Source organism: Amycolatopsis camponoti (assembly GCF_902497555.1).
GTDB classification, from domain to species: Bacteria; Actinomycetota; Actinomycetes; order Mycobacteriales; family Pseudonocardiaceae; genus Amycolatopsis; species Amycolatopsis camponoti.
Genome location: NZ_CABVGP010000001.1, coordinates 3341038 through 3357655, shown reverse-complemented (window position 1 = coordinate 3357655; position 16618 = coordinate 3341038). Strand labels below are relative to the sequence as shown.

The following is a 16618-nucleotide window of genomic DNA, read 5'->3' as shown; positions in this document are numbered from 1 at the left end:
TCGAAAAGTTAGTACAGTCTGAGGGTAAGCACATCGAGAGCGAGGAGCAGCAGATGATCGTGGTCACCGGTGCCACCGGCCAGCTCGGCCGCCTGGTCGTGGAAGGCCTCCTGGAGAAGGTCGCGCCCGCCGAGATCGTCGCGGCCGTGCGCGATCCGGCGAAGGCCGCCGAGTTCGCCACGCGTGGCGTGCAGGTTCGCCGCGCCGACTACGACGACCCGGCGAGCCTCGCCGCTGCGTTCGCGGGCGCCGACAAGGTGCTGCTGATCTCCAGCAGCACGCCGGGGCAGCGGCTGGCCCAGCACGAAGCCGTCATCGCGGCCGCGCGCGAGGCCGGGGCCGGCCACCTCGCCTACACGAGCGTCCTGGCCGCCGACACGACGAAGCTGTTCGTCGCCCCGGACCACAAGGCCACCGAGGAAGCCATCCGCGCCTCGGGCCTGCCGTTCACCTTCCTGCGCAACGGCTGGTACACCGAGAACTACGCGCAGACGATCGCCCAGGCGCTCGCGTCCGGGTCCTTCGCGGGCAGCGCCGGCGACGGCAAGCTGGGCGCGGTCCCGCGGGCCGACTTCGCGGCGGCCGCTGTCGAGGTCCTGACCGGCGAAGGCCACGAGGGCCGCGTGTACGAGCTGGCCGGCGACGAGCCGTTCGGCTACGCCGACCTCGCCGCGACCATCACGGCCGTGTCGGGCACCCCGGTCACCTACCAGGACCTGCCGGCCGAGCAGCACCGGCAGCTCCTCGTCGGCGCGGGCCTGCCCGAACCGGTCGCGGCCATGCTGGTCGACGCCGACCGCGGCATCGCCGAAGGCGAGCTGGCCTCGACGTCCGGCGACCTGAGCCGCCTCATCGGCCGCCCGACGACGTCGCTGACCGAAGCCGTCACCGCGCTGGTCAAGGGCTGAGCTGACGGCTCCGGGGACAACGTCCGCCGGGGTCCTTAGGCTGTGCCGGGTGGAGCCGCTGACCGCGATCACGATGATCGCCGCGAAGTACGGAATTTCCGGCCTGATCGGCGCCCTCACCGGCAACCAGGAGCTCGGCAGCCTGTCCGCCGAGCTGGTCGGCGCGCTCTCGGCGAGCGAGGACCGGCTCGCCGAGAAGCTCACCGGGATCGAGAGCCGCCTCGACGAGGTGTTGGAGCAGCGGTATGCGGCCGCGATCGGCGCCGGGCAGCGCACCCTGCTCGACGCCGGCGCGACCGTCGACCCGCGCGTGCGGGCCGACGAGCTGGTCCGCGCGCGCGACCTGTTCCGGGACGCGAGCGCCTCGGCCCGGTCCCCGCTGCAGATCGCGGTGGCCGAGCGGTACCTGGTGCTGTGCGCCATCGCCTTGGGCCGGACGGAGACGGGGCTGATCGCGTGGCGGCTGCTCGGCAGATCCGCGCTCGAAGCGCTGCTCGCCACGATGCCGCTGGTCGGCCCCGGGGTCTACGAGCGCGCCCGGGAGCGGCTCGCGAAGTCCGGCCGGGCGGGCTTCCGGTCGCGGCGCGAGGAGCGGGTCGACGAGCTGGCGGACGAGCTGCTCGACGCGGCGTCGGAGGTGTCGGACCTCGCTCTCGGGCTGCTCGCCGAAGCCCGCGACCTCGGCGAGGCCCTCGGCGCCGGCCGCGTCCCGGAGCCCGCCCTGGACTTCCTCGAACCCGAAGAGGCCGACTCCGGCGATCGCCTGGTCACCACCGGCCGGCTGGAGATCCGCCCGCCCGGGCCCGGACCGACGAGATTCGGGCCGCTGTCGGTGTCGTGGGACGCCGTGCCGTCCGCCCGGCCGGGCGTCCAGGACGTGACCGTGACGGTCCACACCGAACCGGCCTTGTCCGTGCCCCTCCACCTGACCCTGCTCGCGCCCGGCACACCGGACCCGGTCGACCCGGCCGGGTGGGGCACGCCGGACAGCCACACCCTGGGGGCCGGAGCGCCGGGAATCCGGCTCACGCGCCCGGTGGCCACCGGCGGACCGGCGGCCGCGTGCACGTTGAGCGTGAACGGCTTGCTGCTCTTCCGCTCGACCTGACGGTCACGCGCCCCGGGAGCGCAGGGCCGAAGCGCGCAACGCCGCCTGCATGGCGAAGCGCGCCTCCGGATCCTCCAGTCGTTCCCCGAACGCCTGCTTCAGCTGACGCACGCGGTACCGCACGGTCTGCGGGTGCACCGAAAGGTCCACCGCGATCTTCTCCGAGTTGCCGCCGTTCTCCAGCCACGACAGCAAAGTCTCGCCGAGCCGCCGGCGCGTGCGGTCCGGGAACCGCGTCAGCGGGGCCAGCTCCTGCCGGGCCACCTGGTCGGTGAGGGGCGAGTCGCAGAGCAGCCACAACGTCGTCAGGTGCGCCGCGCACCACGTCACCGGCGCGTCCGGCAGCGCACCGTCGCCCACCAGCCGCACCGTCGTCCGCGCCCAGCGCAGGGAATGCGCCGCGGCCGTAGGGGAAACCGGCGGGCCCACCGCGACCCGGACGCCGAGCGCGGCGAGGAACCTCGCGTCCACCGGGGCCGGCACGACCAGGTAAGGCTGCGACGACTCGAGGTCGGCCAGCACCTCGGGACCCCACGACGGCTCCACCGCCGACTCGAGCACGACGGCCGCCACCTCGCCGGGTACCGGCCAGCCGGCCGCCGCCGCGAGTTCGGCGAGGACCGCGTCCGTCACCGCCACCGGGCCGGTCACCAGCCGCACCAGGCGCCGCCGCAGGGCCTCGCGCGTGCCGTCGAGCTCCCCCTGTGCCTCGCGGTGCCCGCGGATCGACATCCGCGCCAGCTCGTCCGCGTACCCGAACAGCATTTCCGCCAGGCGCGCCATCACCGCCGACGACAGCCGGTGCCGGCGACCCAGGCGCATGATCCAGCGCCAGCCCGCACGCGTGCCGACCCGGTACGCCACCTGGAGGTCGTCCAGGCTGCGGCCTTCGTACGCCTCGCCCGCGCCGAGGCGGCGGCAGGTCTCGTACAGCCGGTCCCGGGGAGCCAGCGGATCCGCGACCAGATCGACGAAGAGGACCACCGCGCACTCGACGCCGTGGCGGGTCACGTTGCCGTGCCGGGCGTACACCGGGACCTCGCGCCACACCTCCCGCACGATCCAGTCCACCAGCGCCGGTATCGCCGGCCGCATGAGCGCGGCCAGTTCCGTGCGCCCGAACACCTCTTGCGTCACCGGGATTCGCTGCCGAGCACCGTCGCCGGACACCAGGTTCCCTCCACGGGGGCGGGTGAGCTTTACCGAGCGGTAAAGCAGCGAGACCGTACAGTACACCGCTATGAGCCGGCCGAGTTCCCCTGATCGATCCAGCACCCGCCGGAGCCCGGCCGCCCGGCCCACCGACGGCGAACTGCTCGACGCCGCCCGCGCGGTGTTCGCCGAACGCGGTTACGCGCAGGCGACCATGGGCCTGATCGCGGAACGCGCCGACTCCACGAAGCCGACGCTGTACGCGCATTTCGGCGACAAAGCGGCGCTTTTCCGCGCCACCGTGACGCGGGAGGTCGCCGCGGTGCGGAACTGGGTGCTCACCGCCTACGAAACGGCGGACACGAGCCCGCTCGAAGAACGCGTCCGGCTGGCCGTGATGGCCATGTTCAGCTACGCGAGCGCCCACCCGGCCGGCTTCCGGATGCTGTTCGACTCGGCCGTCGACGAGATGTCGAACGAGCGCCGCGCCCTCGCCGACACCGTCACCACGCACGTCGTCGACCGGATCCGGGAGCACCTGCGCGCTCACGGCCGCACGCCGGGGCCCGGCGCGGACCTGCTCGCCGCGATGATGGTCGGCCTGGTCGGCCGGGCCGCGATGCACGTCTCCCACTCCCCCGGCGTCGACCCGATCGCGGCGGGCGAGCTGGCCACCGGGTTCGTCATGGCCGCCCTGCGCGGTCTCGACCCCGCGCTGCTGGACCGGGTCGGCGCCGGGCCGTGCGCCACCTGAGTGTCCACATCGGACTGATTGTCACCGGCCGGACAATTCCGCTTCCCTGAACAAATCTCTTCTTGCCTTTGCCCGCTTTTCGGGAAAGCGTTTGCGGACATTCCGGTTTTCTCCGCACCCAGAGGTGAGATCAGCCATGAGCCGTCTGCTTTCCGCCGCCGTTACGGTCGGCCTCGCCGCCGTCGGATTCGCCGTCGCCACCGCACCGGCGGCGTCGGCCGCGCCCTGCACCGACATCGACGTGCCGGTCGCCCGCGGCACGTTCGAGCCCGGCACCCTCGGCCTCATCGTCGGCGACCCCGTCTACCAGGCGGTGCAGAACCAGCTGCGGCCGCGGTCGCTCAGCGGCTACCGCGTCGACTACCCGGCCGACCTCGGCGAGCCCGCGTCGGTGCAGAAGGGCAACACCGACCTGGTGAACCACGTGCGGGCGCAGGCCGCGGCCTGTCCGCAGCAGCGGTTCGTGCTGGTCGGCTACTCCCAGGGCGCCAACGTCGTCGACAACTCGCTCGGCGTCAGCAGCGACGGCGCGGTCGTCGGCGGCCCGATCGTCGCGACCATCCCGGCCGAGCTGGCCCCGCGGATCGCGGCGGTGCTGCTGTTCGGCAACCCGATCCGCGCGATCGGCCGGCAGGTGACCGGCCCGTACCAGAGCCGCACCAAGGACTACTGCGCCGACGGCGACCCGGTCTGCCAGCCCGGCGGCGCGAACTTCCTGGCCCACCTGAGCTACGGCGGGAACGCCGCCGACGCGGCCGCGTTCGCCGCGAGCAAGGTCTGACCCCGATCCGTGAACGGCACAACGAGGGACTTCCCCCGATGTGCCGTTCACGGGCTTCCTCAGCAGTTGGACGGCGCCTGCGCCCCGCTGAAGCGCTTGACGATCCACTGGTGCGCGTCCGCGTTCCCGGCCAGGATTCCCGTGGCGTGGTCGGAGATGTAGGTCTGCCACTGTTCGCGGACGCCGGCCGCGCAGTACGTCCGGTGCAGGGTCTCGGCCTGCGGGGTGTTGACGATCTCGTCGGTGCTCGCGTGGTACTGGAACACCGGCACCCGCGGCGGGTTCGCGCCCAGCTTGTTCTGCGCCAGCCGCGCCTGCCACTGCGGCGTGCTCAACGGGTTCGACGTCGTGTAGTCGCTGATCTTCTTGAAGGAGTAGTTCAGCAGGAGTTCCGCGACGCAGGCGTTCTTCTTCGCGTCACCGAGCTGCTGCCGTCCGGTGTCGTTGAGGAACGAATCCAGCTTCAGGTCCGGGTACGCGGCGTCGAGCCCGACCGCGGCGAACGCGAGGAACCCGAACCCGATGTACCCGTCGAGTCCCTTGGCGACCTCGGTCAGGTCGGCCGGCACGCCACCCGCGACGACGCCGACGACGTTCAGCTCGGGTGCGTACGAGGGCTGCTTCTCCCCCGCCCACATCGATCCGCCGCCGCCCTGCGAGTACCCCTGGAAGATCACCTTCGCCGACTTGGCCAGCCGCGCGGACGGCAGGTTCTGCGCCGCCCGCACCGAGTCGATGACGGCGGGACCCATGGACTGCCCGGTGATGTAGGTCGGCACGGTCGCCGGCGAGTAGCCCTCGTAGTCGGTCACCGCGACCGCGTACCCGCTGGACAGCGAGTCGTTGATGGCGGGCTGGTCGTAGAGCGTGCCCCGCTCCATCGCCTTGGACGCCGTGCACTTGAACGCCGGGCCCTGGGTGCCGACGGCGTACCCCACGATCGGAGCGGTGGCCGGGTCCTTGCCCTTCGGCACCAGGACGGTCCCGGTGACCGCGTCCGGCCGGCCCTGGGCGTTGGTCGAGAGGTACATGACCTGCCAGGCGTCGGCGTTGGCGGCGTTCAGCAGCGGCACCGCCGGCCGCCAGCGCAGGACGTCACCGGGCTTCCCGGCCGGCAGCGGCGACGGCGCCGTGTAGAACGAGTCGTCGAACGGGCCGGGCAGGATCGGCGCCGCCACCGCGCCGGCGGGCGGGCTCGCCGCCACGACGCCCAGCGCCGCCAGGCAGACGCCCAGGAGTGCGGACAGCACTCGTCGCAAGAGGACAGACTTCACCACAACCTCCATCGGGGGAAAAGCTCTATCATTCAAAGGAAGGCTCAGGCGGGGAGGCCGAGCGCGCCGGCCAGCACCGGCCACGAGTTGTGCAGGGCCCGCTGCCAGTACGGCCAGCTGTGCGTGCCCGGCCCGTAGTAGTCGACGGTCGCCGGGATGCCCGCCTGCTGCAGCTTGTCGGTGAAGCTGCGGGACGAGAGCAACGCCGACGGTTCCAGGATGTCGGACTGCCCGGGCGGGTCGAGCGGCCCGGTCTGCCCGTTGCCGCAGGAGAGGTAGAGCGCCATCCCGCGCAGGTCCTGGACGTGGTCGTACGGGTTGTGCGACGACCAGATCGGCTGCATCCCGAAGGAGTCGCCCCAGAGGTTCAGGTAGTTGAAGATCCCGGCGCGGGCCAGGATGCCGATGATCCAGACCGGGATCCCCGGGTAGAGCGTGTTCGGCACGCCGCTGTAGGACGCGGCCGCGGCGAACATCCCCTTGTGCTGGAAGGCGTACGCGAACGCGCCGTAGCCCCCGATCGACAGCCCGGCGATCGCCCGGCGCGTCCCGCCGTGGTACCCGCGTTCGACGATCTGGCGGACCTCCGCGGTGTGGAACGTGTCCCAGTCGGGCTTGCTCGACAGCCCGAAGTTCCACCACTTCGTGTACATCCCGGCCGGGCCGTCCGTCGGCATCACGACGAGCGCGTCCTTGTTCGCGGTGAACGCCTTCACGTCGGTGAACTGGTCCCACGACCGGTAGTCGACCGGCTCGCAGCAGCCGTGCAGCAGGAACAGCACCGGCCACGTCCGCGTCGGCTGCGACGCCCAGCCGGACGGCACGATCAGCCGGACCATCCCGGTGGTGCCCAGCGCCGGGGAGTCGATCTTCAGGTCGACGGTCCGGGCGTCGAGCCAGGTCTCCTGGACGACTTTGGCGCCGTCGTCGGCCACGACCGGGCTCGCCTGGGCGGCGGTCACGCCACTGGCCAGCAGGACCACGACGGCCAGCATCAGCAGGGTGGCTCTCATCGGAGTCTCCTTCACAGGGGGATGTTTCCGTGCTTCTTGGCCGGCAGGGTCTGGCGCTTGGTCCGCAGCGTCCGCAGGGCGCGCGCGACCTGCAGCCGGGTCTGCGACGGCGTCACGACCTCGTCGACGTAGCCGCGTTCGGCGGCCAGGTACGGGCCGGTGTGGCGCTTGCGGTACTCCTCGGTGAGCCGCCGGCGCGCCGCGGCCCGCCGCTCCGGCGGCAGCTCGGCCAGCTCACGCCGGTAGAGCACCTGCACCGCGCCCTCCGCGCCCATCACCGCGATCTCCGCGGTCGGCCAGGCCAGGCACACGTCGGCGCCGAGGTGCTTGGAGCCCATCACCGCGTAGCCACCGCCGTAGGCCTTGCGGACGACCACGGTCACCTTCGGCACGGTGGCCTCGGAGTAGGCGTAGATCAGCTTGGCGCCGCGGCGGATGATGCCGCCGCGCTCCTGGTCGCTGCCCGGCAGGTAGCCGGGGACGTCGGCCAGGGTCACCAGCGGGATCGAGAAGGCGTCGCAGAAGCGCACGAACCGCGCGGCCTTCTCCGACGCGTCGATGTCGAGGACGCCGGCCTGGTGGCGCGGCTGGTTGGCCACGATGCCGACCGTGCGGCCCTGCACTCGCCCGAACGCGCAGATCATGTTGGCGGCGAACGCGCTGTGCACCTCGGTGAAGTCGCCGTCGTCGACGAGCCGGAAGATCAGCTCGGCCATGTCGTAGGTCTGGTTCGGCGAGTCGGGCACGAGCCGGTCGAGCTCCAGATCGGCCGGGGTGACGACGGGGCTGGTGTCGTCGGCGTACTCCGGGGCGGGGTCGAGGTTGTTCGAGGGCAGGTACGCGAGCAGCGTCTGCACCCACTCGATGGCGTCCTGCTCGTCGGCGGCCCGGTGGTGGGCGTTGCCGGCGACCTCGCTCTGCACGGCCGCGCCGCCGAGTTCCTGCGCGGTGACCCGCTCGCCGGTGACGGCGTGCACGACGTCCGGGCCGGTGACGAACATGTGCGAGGTTTCGTCGACCATCACGGTGAAGTCGGTGATCGCCGGCGCGTAGACGGCGCCGCCGGCGCACGGGCCCATGATCATCGAGATCTGCGGGATCACCCCGGACGCGTGGGCGTTGCGCCGGCCGAGTTCGGCGTAGTAGGCCAGCGAGACGACGCCCTCCTGGATGCGCGCGCCGCCGGAGTCGTTGATCCCGACGACCGGGCAGCCGAGCGACATGGCCAGGTCCATCACCTTGAGGACCTTCTCGCCGGAGACCTCGCCCATGCTGCCGCCGAAGACGGTGAAGTCCTGCGAGAAGACGCAGATCTGCCGTCCGTCGACGGTCCCGTGCCCGGTGACGACGCCGTCGCCGTAGGGCCGGTTGGCGTCCATCCCGAACTCGCCGCACCGGTGCCGCGCGAGCTGGTCGAGCTCGACGAACGAACCGGGGTCGAGCAGCAGCCCGATCCGTTCCCGGGCGGTGAGCTTGCCCTTGGCGTGCTGCCGGTCGACGGCCCGCTTCTCGGCGATCCGGACGGCTTCGTCCTGGCGCGCCTCGAGGTCGGCGATCCGGAACGCCGTCGTCGGCGTGAGGTCGTCCATCACCGCACCCCCACTCCCAGTCGAGCCGCCAGCTCGGCGGCCAGCGCGGTCACGTGCGGCGGGTCGATCATCGAGACGTGGTCGCCCGGGACGCGGGCGACTTCGAGGCCGGGGCAGTACTCGTCCCAGCCCAGGGTGTCGTCCGTGCGCAGGTAGCGGGGGTCCAATGTGGTCGTCAGGGGGTGCGGATCCCGGGCGCGCAGCAGCAGCACTCGCCCGTCGTACCGCTCCGGGGCGTACCGCTCGGCCACCCGGGCGTCCACATAGGACTCGTACTGGTGCCGCAGGACGCCGGCGCCGAGGTCGGGGACCGTCTCGGCGAGACTGTCCATCACCCACCGGATCTGCGCGTGCTCGTCGAGCCCGGCCAGCGTGTCGCGCGGGATCGCGAACGGGACGCCGTACGTCCGCGACACGTGCTCGGCGAACCGGTCGAAGCGGTCCAGCAGCAGGTCGGCCGGCTTCCCGGGCGCCGGCAGCGGCAGGATCGTGTCGATCAGGAACACGAGGTCGACCGGCCCGTCCAACCGCCGCGCCGTCTCGTACGCCAGGCAGCCGCCGAACGACCAGCCGCCCAGGCGGTACGGCCCCTGCGGCTGGATCTCGCGGATCAGCTCGACGTAGCAGGCGGCCTTGGCCTCGACCGTGTCCTCGTCGTCGATCCGCTCGAACCCGTACACCGGCTGGCCTTCCGGCAGCAGCCGGACCAGCTCGCGGTACACGCTCGTCGGGCCGCCGGCCGGGTGGAACAGGAACACCGGCTCGCCGACGCCGTCGCGCAGCAGCCGCACCGGGCCACCGCCGTGACCTTCCAGTTCCGCGCGCAGCAGATCGGCGATCGCGGCGACGGTCGGTGTCGCGAACAGCCGTTCCACGGCGGGCACGGCACCCAGCTGCTCCGCGAACACCGCTCGCAGCCGCCTCGCGTGCCCGGGGTCGCCGCCCACGGCGAAGAAGTCGTCGTGGACGCCGGGTTCCGGGCCGCCCAGCTCGGCCCGCCAGTGCCGGGCGACCCACCGTTCGGCCGGATCGCGCGGCCCGGCCGTCACCGCTTCGGCTTTCGCCGTCCAGAAGCCGGCCTGCTCGGCGAGGTGGCCCGCCAGCTCGGCGAGGCTGGCGCCGCGCAGGAGCAGCGGGATCGGCAGGGGCAGGCCGAAGTCGCGTTCCACCGCGCCCCGCGCGCGCATCGCCGACAGCGAGTCGAGGCCGAGCCGGGTGAGCGGCACGTCCCGTTCGACCTCGGCGTAGCCCAGCAGTCCCGCGATGATCCCGGCCAGGTGGTCGGCTATCGCTTTTCTCGCGATCTCGGGTGATCGGGTCCGCACCGTGTCCAGTCCGTCCCAGGTGGACGGTCCGGTCCGCGGCGTGAACAGTCCGAAGAACGGCCGGTCGGCCAGCCGCGGGAACAGCTCCAGCACCGTTTCGGCGTCGACGCGGGCGACTCCGGTGGCCGCCCGGTCGCGCGCGAGGACGACGTCCAGGGCCGACAGCGCTTCCCCGGTGCCGAGCGGTTCGAGCACCGGGTTGCGCGACCCGGCCGCGGCGCCCACCTCGCCCCAGACGCCCCACCCGATCGTCGCCGCCGGGAGACCCTGGGCCCGGCGCCACGCGACGAGGGCGTCGGCCCACGCGTTCGCCGTGGCGTAGGCGGCCTGGCCGGGCGAGCCGAACAGCGCGGCCGCCGACGAGTACACGAGCCACCAGTCGAGGTCGTTCCCGGCGGTCGCCTCGTGCAGCCGCCAGGCGCCCTGCGCCTTCGGCCGCCAGACGGTGTCGAGCGCGCCGGTGTCCAGGCTGATCGCGGCGCCGTCGGCCAGGACTCCGGCGGCGTGCAGCACCCCGCGAAGCGGCACACCCCCGTCGACGGCCGCCGCGACCAGCGCCTCGGCCGTGCCGGGCCCGGCGATGTCGCCGGGCACGACGCGGACGTCGATCCCCAGGTCCGGCGCGGGGGCGGCGCGGCGGCTGTTCAGCACCACGCGCGTCGCACCGCGGTCGGCCAGCCACTTCGCCGCGACCAGGCCGAGGCCGCCGAGCCCGCCGGTGATGACGTAGGCGCCGTCACGGACCGGCTCGCGCACCGCGTCAGCCGGCTCGGGCCGGCCCAGCCGCCGCACGTGCCGGACGCCTTCGCGCCAGGCCACCTCGTCGTCCGGCCCGTCCGCGCGGACCTCGTCGCGCAGCTGGCCGACCCACAGGCGGGCCGGGTCCGGGCCGGCGTCGAAGTCGAGGACGCTCACCCGCAGTTCGGGGTGCTCGAAGGCCAGGACGCGGACGAGCCCGCGCAGCGCGGCCAGGTCGGGGTCGCCGCGCTCGCCGGGTTCGACGCTCTGCGCCCCGGCGGTGACCAGCCACAACCTCGGCGGCGCCGGCAGTTCGGCCAGCTCGGCGACGACCTCCGAAAGGGTGCCGACGCGGGCCGCGGCCCGCCCCGGATCCGGCGTGTCCTCGCCGCCGAGCAGGACGACGACCGCCGTCACGTCGCCTTCGCGGAGAAGGCCGGTGAGCGCGGCCCGGTCACCGAGCCGGGCGGTGCCGAGGTCGTCGTCCACTTCGGACAGCACGATCCAGTGCTCCGCTCGTTCCGGCGAGCCGGGCAGGTCCACCGGCTGCCAGGTGGCCTCGAACAGCAGCCGGTCCAGGGCCGCGTCGCGGAACCGGCGGCAGTAGACGTCGCGGAACTCCACCAGGACGACGTCGTCGGCGTCGACCAGCTGGACGCTGCCGAGCAGGCCGTCACCGGAGGGGTCCTTCGACGTGAGCGCGGCGTCCACGCGCACGCCGCGCCGCGGTTCGCCGGCGAGCACCACCTCGCCGATCGTGAGCGGCAGGTAGAGGGCGTCCGCGTCGCCGACGGCCGCGGCGAGCGCGTGCAGGCAGGCGTCGGCGAGGGCGGGGTGCAGCAGGTAGGCGGGGTGATCGGCGTCGGGCAGGGCGATCGACGCTGAGGCCCGCCCGCCGGCGGCGGTGACGCGACGCAGGCCGCGGAAGGCCGGGCCGTAGTCCTGGCCCAGGTCGGCCAGGACGCGGTACAGGTCGAGCGGTTCGCCGGTGACCTCGCCCAGAGGGGTCACCGGAGTGCCGTCGCTGTCGATCCTCGCGGTCGCGTGGCGGACCCACTCGCCGTTCGCGGATTTCGCGTGGACGCCGAACTCGGTGCCGGTGAGGCTGGTCGTCACCTCGGTGTGCTCGCCGAGGGTCAGGACTTCGCGGAGCTCGAGGTCGCGGATCCGCCCGGTGCGCGCGGCGGCCAGCGCCAGTTCGAGGAAGCCGGTGGCGGGGAACACCGGAGTCCCCCGCACGGTGTGGTCGGCGAGCCAGGGCAGTGCCTCGGTGCCGACGTCGCCGCGCCAGAGGTGGCCGTCCGGGTGTTCGATGTGGACACCCAGCAGCGGGTGCCCGCCGTGGGCGTGGGTCCGGCGCTTCGGCCAGAACCGCTCGTGGCGCCAGACGGGACCCGGCAGGTCGACCGGCGCGGTGCGGGGCCGGGCGTCCAGGGCACCGCGGTGGCCGCGGACGTGCAGCCGGGCGAGGCTGGTGAGGAACGCGGCCCGTTCGTCGATCCGGCGGCTCGCGGAGGGCAGGGCGTGTTCGCCGGTGGTCTGTTCGACGGCGGCGAGGGCGACGGGATGCGGGGACACTTCGACGAAGACGGTGTGCCCGTCGTCCGCGGCGGCGGTCAGCGCTTGGCTGAACCGCACCGGACGGCGCAGGTTCGCGGCCCAGTAGCCGACGTCGAAGGCCGGAGTCTCCCGGGGATCGTCGAGAACCGTGGTGTAGCAGGGTATTTCCGGCTTCCCGGGCCGGATGGTCCCGATCTCGCCGCGGAAGCGGTCGAGCACGGCGTCGACGGCGGCGGAGTGCCCGGCTCCGCCGACGGCGAGCCGCCGGGCGAGCCGTCCTTCGCGTTCGGCGTGCTCGACGAGGGCATCGACCTGGTCCGCGGCGCCGCTCACGGTGCACTGGGTGGGCGACGCGTAGACGGCGACGGTGACTTCGGGGAAGTCCGCCAGCTCGGCGGGCGACAGTTCGACGACGGCCATGGCGCCTTCACCGCTGCGGTCGAGTTCGGCGAGCAGCCGCGCCCGGGTGGCCATGACGCGCAGGCCATCGCGGACGTCGAGCGCCCCGGCGACGACGGCCGCGGCGACCTCGCCCATGGAGTGGCCGAGGACCGCGGCCGGCGTGACGCCGTGGGCGCGCCAGAGCGCGGCCAAGGCGAGCTGCATGCCGAAGAGGGCGAGCTGGGTGGTGGCGAGGTCGCCGGGTTCGCGCTCGAGAAGGTCCCGGAGGGAGGCGCCGGTTTCGGCGCGGAAGGCGGGATCGAGCGCCTCGACCTCGGCGCGGAAGGCGGGTTCGGAGCCCAGGAACCGACGTCCCATGCCGGACCACTGGGAGCCGTAGCCGGAGAAGACGAAGACCACCTCGGGCTCTCCCGTGGCCGGTCGTGAGTGAGAAACAGGGTTAGAACACTGTTTCTCACTCACGACAAGCCGCGGCAGACCACCCACCGACCCCTGCCCATACAGACCGCCGCCCGCGGCCAGCTCCCGCAACCCCGCCACCACCTCCTCACGGCTCTCCCCCACCACCGCGCCACGGACCGGCAGGTGCTCGCGCCGATGGGCGAGCGTCGACGCCACCGCCGCCAGCGGCACCGACGACCTCTCGACCCACTCCGCCAGCTCAGCCGCCCGCGCCCGCACCACCTCCGCCGACCGGGCCGACAGGGCGAACACCGATGGCCCTTCGACCCCGTCCACCCGCACCGGGAACGACGCCGCCGGCCACTCCTCGACCACGACGTGCGCGTTGGTCCCGCCGAAGCCGAACGCCGACACCCCGGCGCGCGCCGTCCCCGAGTAGCGGGGCCAATCCGTGCCCGACGTCACCACCCGCAGCCCGGTGAAGTCGATGTGCGGATTCGGTTCCCGGAAGTGCAGGCTCGGCGGCAGCCGCCGGTGCGTCATCGCCAGCACCACCTTGAGCAGCCCCGCGATGCCCGCCGCTCCTTCGAGGTGGCCCAGGTTGCTCTTCACCGACCCCAGCAGCAGCGGACGACCGGCCTCGCGCCCGAGCACCGCCGACAAGGCTCCCGCCTCCAGCGGATCACCCAGCGGCGTACCCGTCCCGTGCGCCTCGACGTAGTCCACAGAGGACGGATCGACGCCGGCCGCCGCGTAGGCCGAACGCAGCAGATCGGCCTGCGCCAGCGGGTTGGGTGCCGTCATGCCGTTGGACCGGCCGTCCGAGTTCACCGCGCTGCCGCGCAGGACCGCCAGCACCCGGTCACCCGCCCGGCGCGCCGCCCGCAGCGGCTTCAGCACGACCACCCCGCAGCCCTCGCCGCGCGCGATGCCGTCGGCGCCCGCGTCGAACGGCTTGCAGTGCCCGTCCGCGGCCAGCACCCCGGCGCGGTGGAAGCCCGCGGTGATGCCGGGCGACAGCAACACGTTCACCCCGGCGGCCAGCGCCAGCTCGCTCTCCCCGGACCGCAAGCTCTGCACCGCCTGGTGCACCGCGACCAGCGACGACGAGCACGCCGTGTCGAGCGTGAGACTCGGTCCGCGCAGGTCCAGCAGGTACGACAGCCGGTTGGCGGCGATGCTCGCGGCGGCGCCCGTGCCCGACCAGACGTCGACGCCGCCGACGTCGGTCATCGTCAGCGAGCTGTACTCGGTGGCCGACAGCCCGACGAAGACACCGGTCCGGCTGCCGCGCAACCCGGACGGCGGGATCCCGGCGTGCTCCAGTGCCGCCCACGCGACCTCCAGCAGGAGCCGCTGCTGCGGGTCCATCGCCGAGGCCTCGCGCGGGGTGATGCCGAAGAACTCCGCGTCGAACCCGGCGACGTCGTCGAGGAACCCGCCCCGCAGCGGCAACCCGGCGAGGTCCGACGCCGGCGCGAACGTCTCCCAGCGACCTTCGGGGACGTCGCCGATGCCGTCACCCCCGGCCTCGAGGAACCGCCAGAACGCCTCCGGCGAGTCGATCCCGCCCGGCAGCCGGCAGCCGAGGCCGACGACCGCGATCGGCTCGTCGACGGCGTCCGGGAGCAGCGCGACCGGCGATGATTCCCCTGTGGACAGATGGGCGGCCAGCGCGGAGATCGTCGGGTACTGCCAGACGAGCGTCACGTCCAGGGGCCGGCCGACGAACTGCCCGAGGTCGGCCGCGAGGGCCGTCGCGTCCCGTGAGGACAGTCCCGTCTCGTTCAGCGGCCGGTCGGGGTCGACCGGGCCGAGCCGGGCGAGCAGCCACGCGCGCACCGCGTCCGTCGTGGTCATCCGAGCCGCCGCCCGGCCAGCGCACCGTCCAGGTAGGACGCCCGGCTGTGCGCCCGGCTGATCTTGCCACTGGACGTCCGGGGCACCTCCCCGGGCGCCAGGACGACGACGTCGTGCAGGCGCAGGCCGTGCCCGGCCGACACCGCCGACCGCACCGCGGCCGTCACCTCGGCGACGTCGGCGTCGGAGTTCTTGGCGCGTTCCAGCGCGACGACCGCGGCTTCCCCGCCGTCGGTGCCGATCGCGAAGACGGCGGCCGAGTGCGGCCGGACGGCCGGGTGCTCCTCCACCGTCTGCTCGACGTCCTGCGGGTAGTGGTTGCGGCCGTCGACGACGACCAGGTCCTTCAGCCGGCCGGTGACGAACAGCTCGCCCTCGAACACCACGCCGAGGTCCCCGGTCGCCAGCCAGCCCTCGCCGGTCTCCGGGTCGAGCGGCGGCAGGCCGAAGGTCGCCGACGAGTCCCGGCCCCAGTAGCCGCGACCGACGTTCGGGCCGCTGACCCGGATCTCGCCGACCTCGCCGGGCTCGAGAGCTTCGCCGGTGCCGGGATCGGCGATCCGCACGCGCTGCCCGGCCGGGCGGCCGCACGAAACGAGGGTCGACCCGGACGCGGCCGGCACCGCGGTCCCGGCGGCGAGCCGGTCGCGGTCGAACGTGACCTGCCGGGCCGGTTTTCCGGCGTCGGACACGGAAACGAGCACGGTGGCCTCGGCCAGGCCGTAGGACGACCGGTGGACCTCCGGCCGCAGCCCGCATTCGGCGAAGGCGGCCTCGAACTTCGCGATCGTGGCCGGCAGCACCGGTTCGCTGCCGTTGATCAGCGAGACGACCCGGCTCAGGTCCAGGTAGCTCTTCTCGGCGTCGGACACCCGCGATGCGCAGTAGGCGTAGGCGAAGTTGGGCGCCGCGCTGATCGCACCCGGGCTGGCCGACAGCGCGCGCAGCCACCGCGACGGCCGCTCGAGGAACGCCAGCGGATCCATCAGCACCGACGCCATGCCGCCGACCATCGGCGCGCCGATGCCGAGGATCAGGCCCATGTCGTGGAAGAGCGGAAGCCAGCTGACCGTCGAGGTCGTCCGGCTCTCCACACCGTAGGCGGTGCACGCCTGGCGGGCGTTGGCCAGGACGTTGCGGTGGGTCAGCACGACCCCGGCGGGCGAGCGCGTGGAACCCGACGTGTACTGCAGGTACGCCACCGCGTCCGGATCCGGCGAAAGCCAGTCCCGCGGTTCGGCCGGCGTCAGCGCGTCGACGGCGACCACGGCCGGTGCGGCCGCACCGGCGAGAAAGGCGTGCACCGCGTCGAGGTCGCCGGTCGTCGTGAGCACGACGCGGGGGGCGCAGTCGGCGAGCGTCGCGACCAGCCGGCCCGCGTGCCCGGGCAGGCCGGGAGCGAACAGCGGCACGGCGACCAGCCCCGCGCGGATCGCGCCGAGGAACGCGACGACGTAGTCCACGGACTGCCCGGCGAGCACCGCCGCCCGGTCCCCCGCGACCGCGATCCCGCTCAGCCGCGCGGCGACCGCGCTGACCCGCTCGTCGAGCTCGCGCCAGGTGAGCGTGACCGCCCGGCCGTCCCCGCCGGCGCGGTGGTCCAGGTGGGTCACGGCGGCCTCGTCGCCGAGCACCCGGGCCCACCGGCCCAGGAGGGTCGCGAAGGACGCACGGTCGTCGATGGTTTCCCCGGTGACGGGAACCGGCTGGGAAATGGTTTCCATGGCTCCTCGCAGATAGCGTTTACCGGCG

General features: G+C 73.5%; 10 protein-coding genes. 4 read left to right on the top strand and 6 right to left on the bottom strand.

Features of this window, described 5'->3' with window-relative positions:
• Window positions 1-53: 53 nt before the first annotated feature.
• The gene (locus tag AA23TX_RS15925; RefSeq protein WP_155543296.1) at window positions 54-908 is read left to right on the top strand and encodes an SDR family oxidoreductase; all 855 of its coding nucleotides are present in this window, start codon (window positions 54-56) and stop codon (window positions 906-908) included.
• Between the two features lie 49 nt (window positions 909-957).
• Window positions 958-2016 (top strand): hypothetical protein, encoded by a 1059-nt coding sequence (locus tag AA23TX_RS15920; RefSeq protein WP_155543295.1) that lies wholly within the window; start codon window positions 958-960, stop codon window positions 2014-2016.
• 3 nt (window positions 2017-2019) lie between these two features.
• Here the strand turns inward: AA23TX_RS15920 and AA23TX_RS15915 are convergent, their stop codons facing one another.
• Window positions 2020-3153: a PucR family transcriptional regulator gene (locus tag AA23TX_RS15915; protein WP_230862514.1), complete on the bottom strand. Its 1134-nt coding sequence runs from the start codon at window positions 3151-3153 to the stop codon at window positions 2020-2022.
• A gap of 103 nt (window positions 3154-3256) precedes the next feature.
• Here AA23TX_RS15915 and AA23TX_RS15910 point away from each other — a divergent pair, with 103 nt between their 5' ends.
• A complete protein-coding gene (locus AA23TX_RS15910; protein WP_155543294.1) occupies window positions 3257-3922 on the top strand; it encodes a TetR/AcrR family transcriptional regulator in 666 nt (221 codons plus the stop codon).
• 136 nt (window positions 3923-4058) lie between these two features.
• On the top strand, window positions 4059-4703 hold the full coding sequence (locus AA23TX_RS15905; RefSeq protein WP_155543293.1) for a cutinase family protein: 645 nt from the start codon (window positions 4059-4061) through the stop codon (window positions 4701-4703).
• A gap of 59 nt (window positions 4704-4762) precedes the next feature.
• Here AA23TX_RS15905 and AA23TX_RS15900 read toward each other — a convergent pair whose 3' ends face one another.
• Genes AA23TX_RS15900 through AA23TX_RS15880 form a run of 5 tightly spaced genes read right to left on the bottom strand, consistent with a single transcriptional unit; the run spans window position 4763 to window position 16590 of the window.
• Window positions 4763-5977 carry a lipase family protein gene (locus AA23TX_RS15900; protein WP_230862513.1) on the bottom strand — a complete coding sequence of 405 codons (1215 nt, stop codon included), beginning with the start codon at window positions 5975-5977 and terminating at the stop codon, window positions 4763-4765.
• 44 nt (window positions 5978-6021) lie between these two features.
• The gene (locus tag AA23TX_RS15895) at window positions 6022-6990 is read right to left on the bottom strand and encodes an alpha/beta hydrolase (RefSeq protein ID WP_155543292.1); all 969 of its coding nucleotides are present in this window, start codon (window positions 6988-6990) and stop codon (window positions 6022-6024) included.
• Window positions 6991-7001: 11 nt separating this feature from the next.
• Complete coding sequence (locus tag AA23TX_RS15890) at window positions 7002-8579, bottom strand: acyl-CoA carboxylase subunit beta (RefSeq protein WP_155543291.1); 1578 nt, start codon at window positions 8577-8579, stop codon at window positions 7002-7004.
• The gene (locus tag AA23TX_RS15885) at window positions 8579-14866 is read right to left on the bottom strand and encodes a type I polyketide synthase (RefSeq protein ID WP_155543290.1); all 6288 of its coding nucleotides are present in this window, start codon (window positions 14864-14866) and stop codon (window positions 8579-8581) included. The genes AA23TX_RS15890 and AA23TX_RS15885 overlap by 1 nt, the downstream gene beginning before the upstream one ends.
• Window positions 14863-16590 carry a fatty acyl-AMP ligase gene (locus AA23TX_RS15880; protein ID WP_155543289.1) on the bottom strand — a complete coding sequence of 576 codons (1728 nt, stop codon included), beginning with the start codon at window positions 16588-16590 and terminating at the stop codon, window positions 14863-14865. Before AA23TX_RS15880 ends, AA23TX_RS15885 begins: the two co-directional genes overlap by 4 nt.
• Window positions 16591-16618 lie beyond the last annotated feature (28 nt).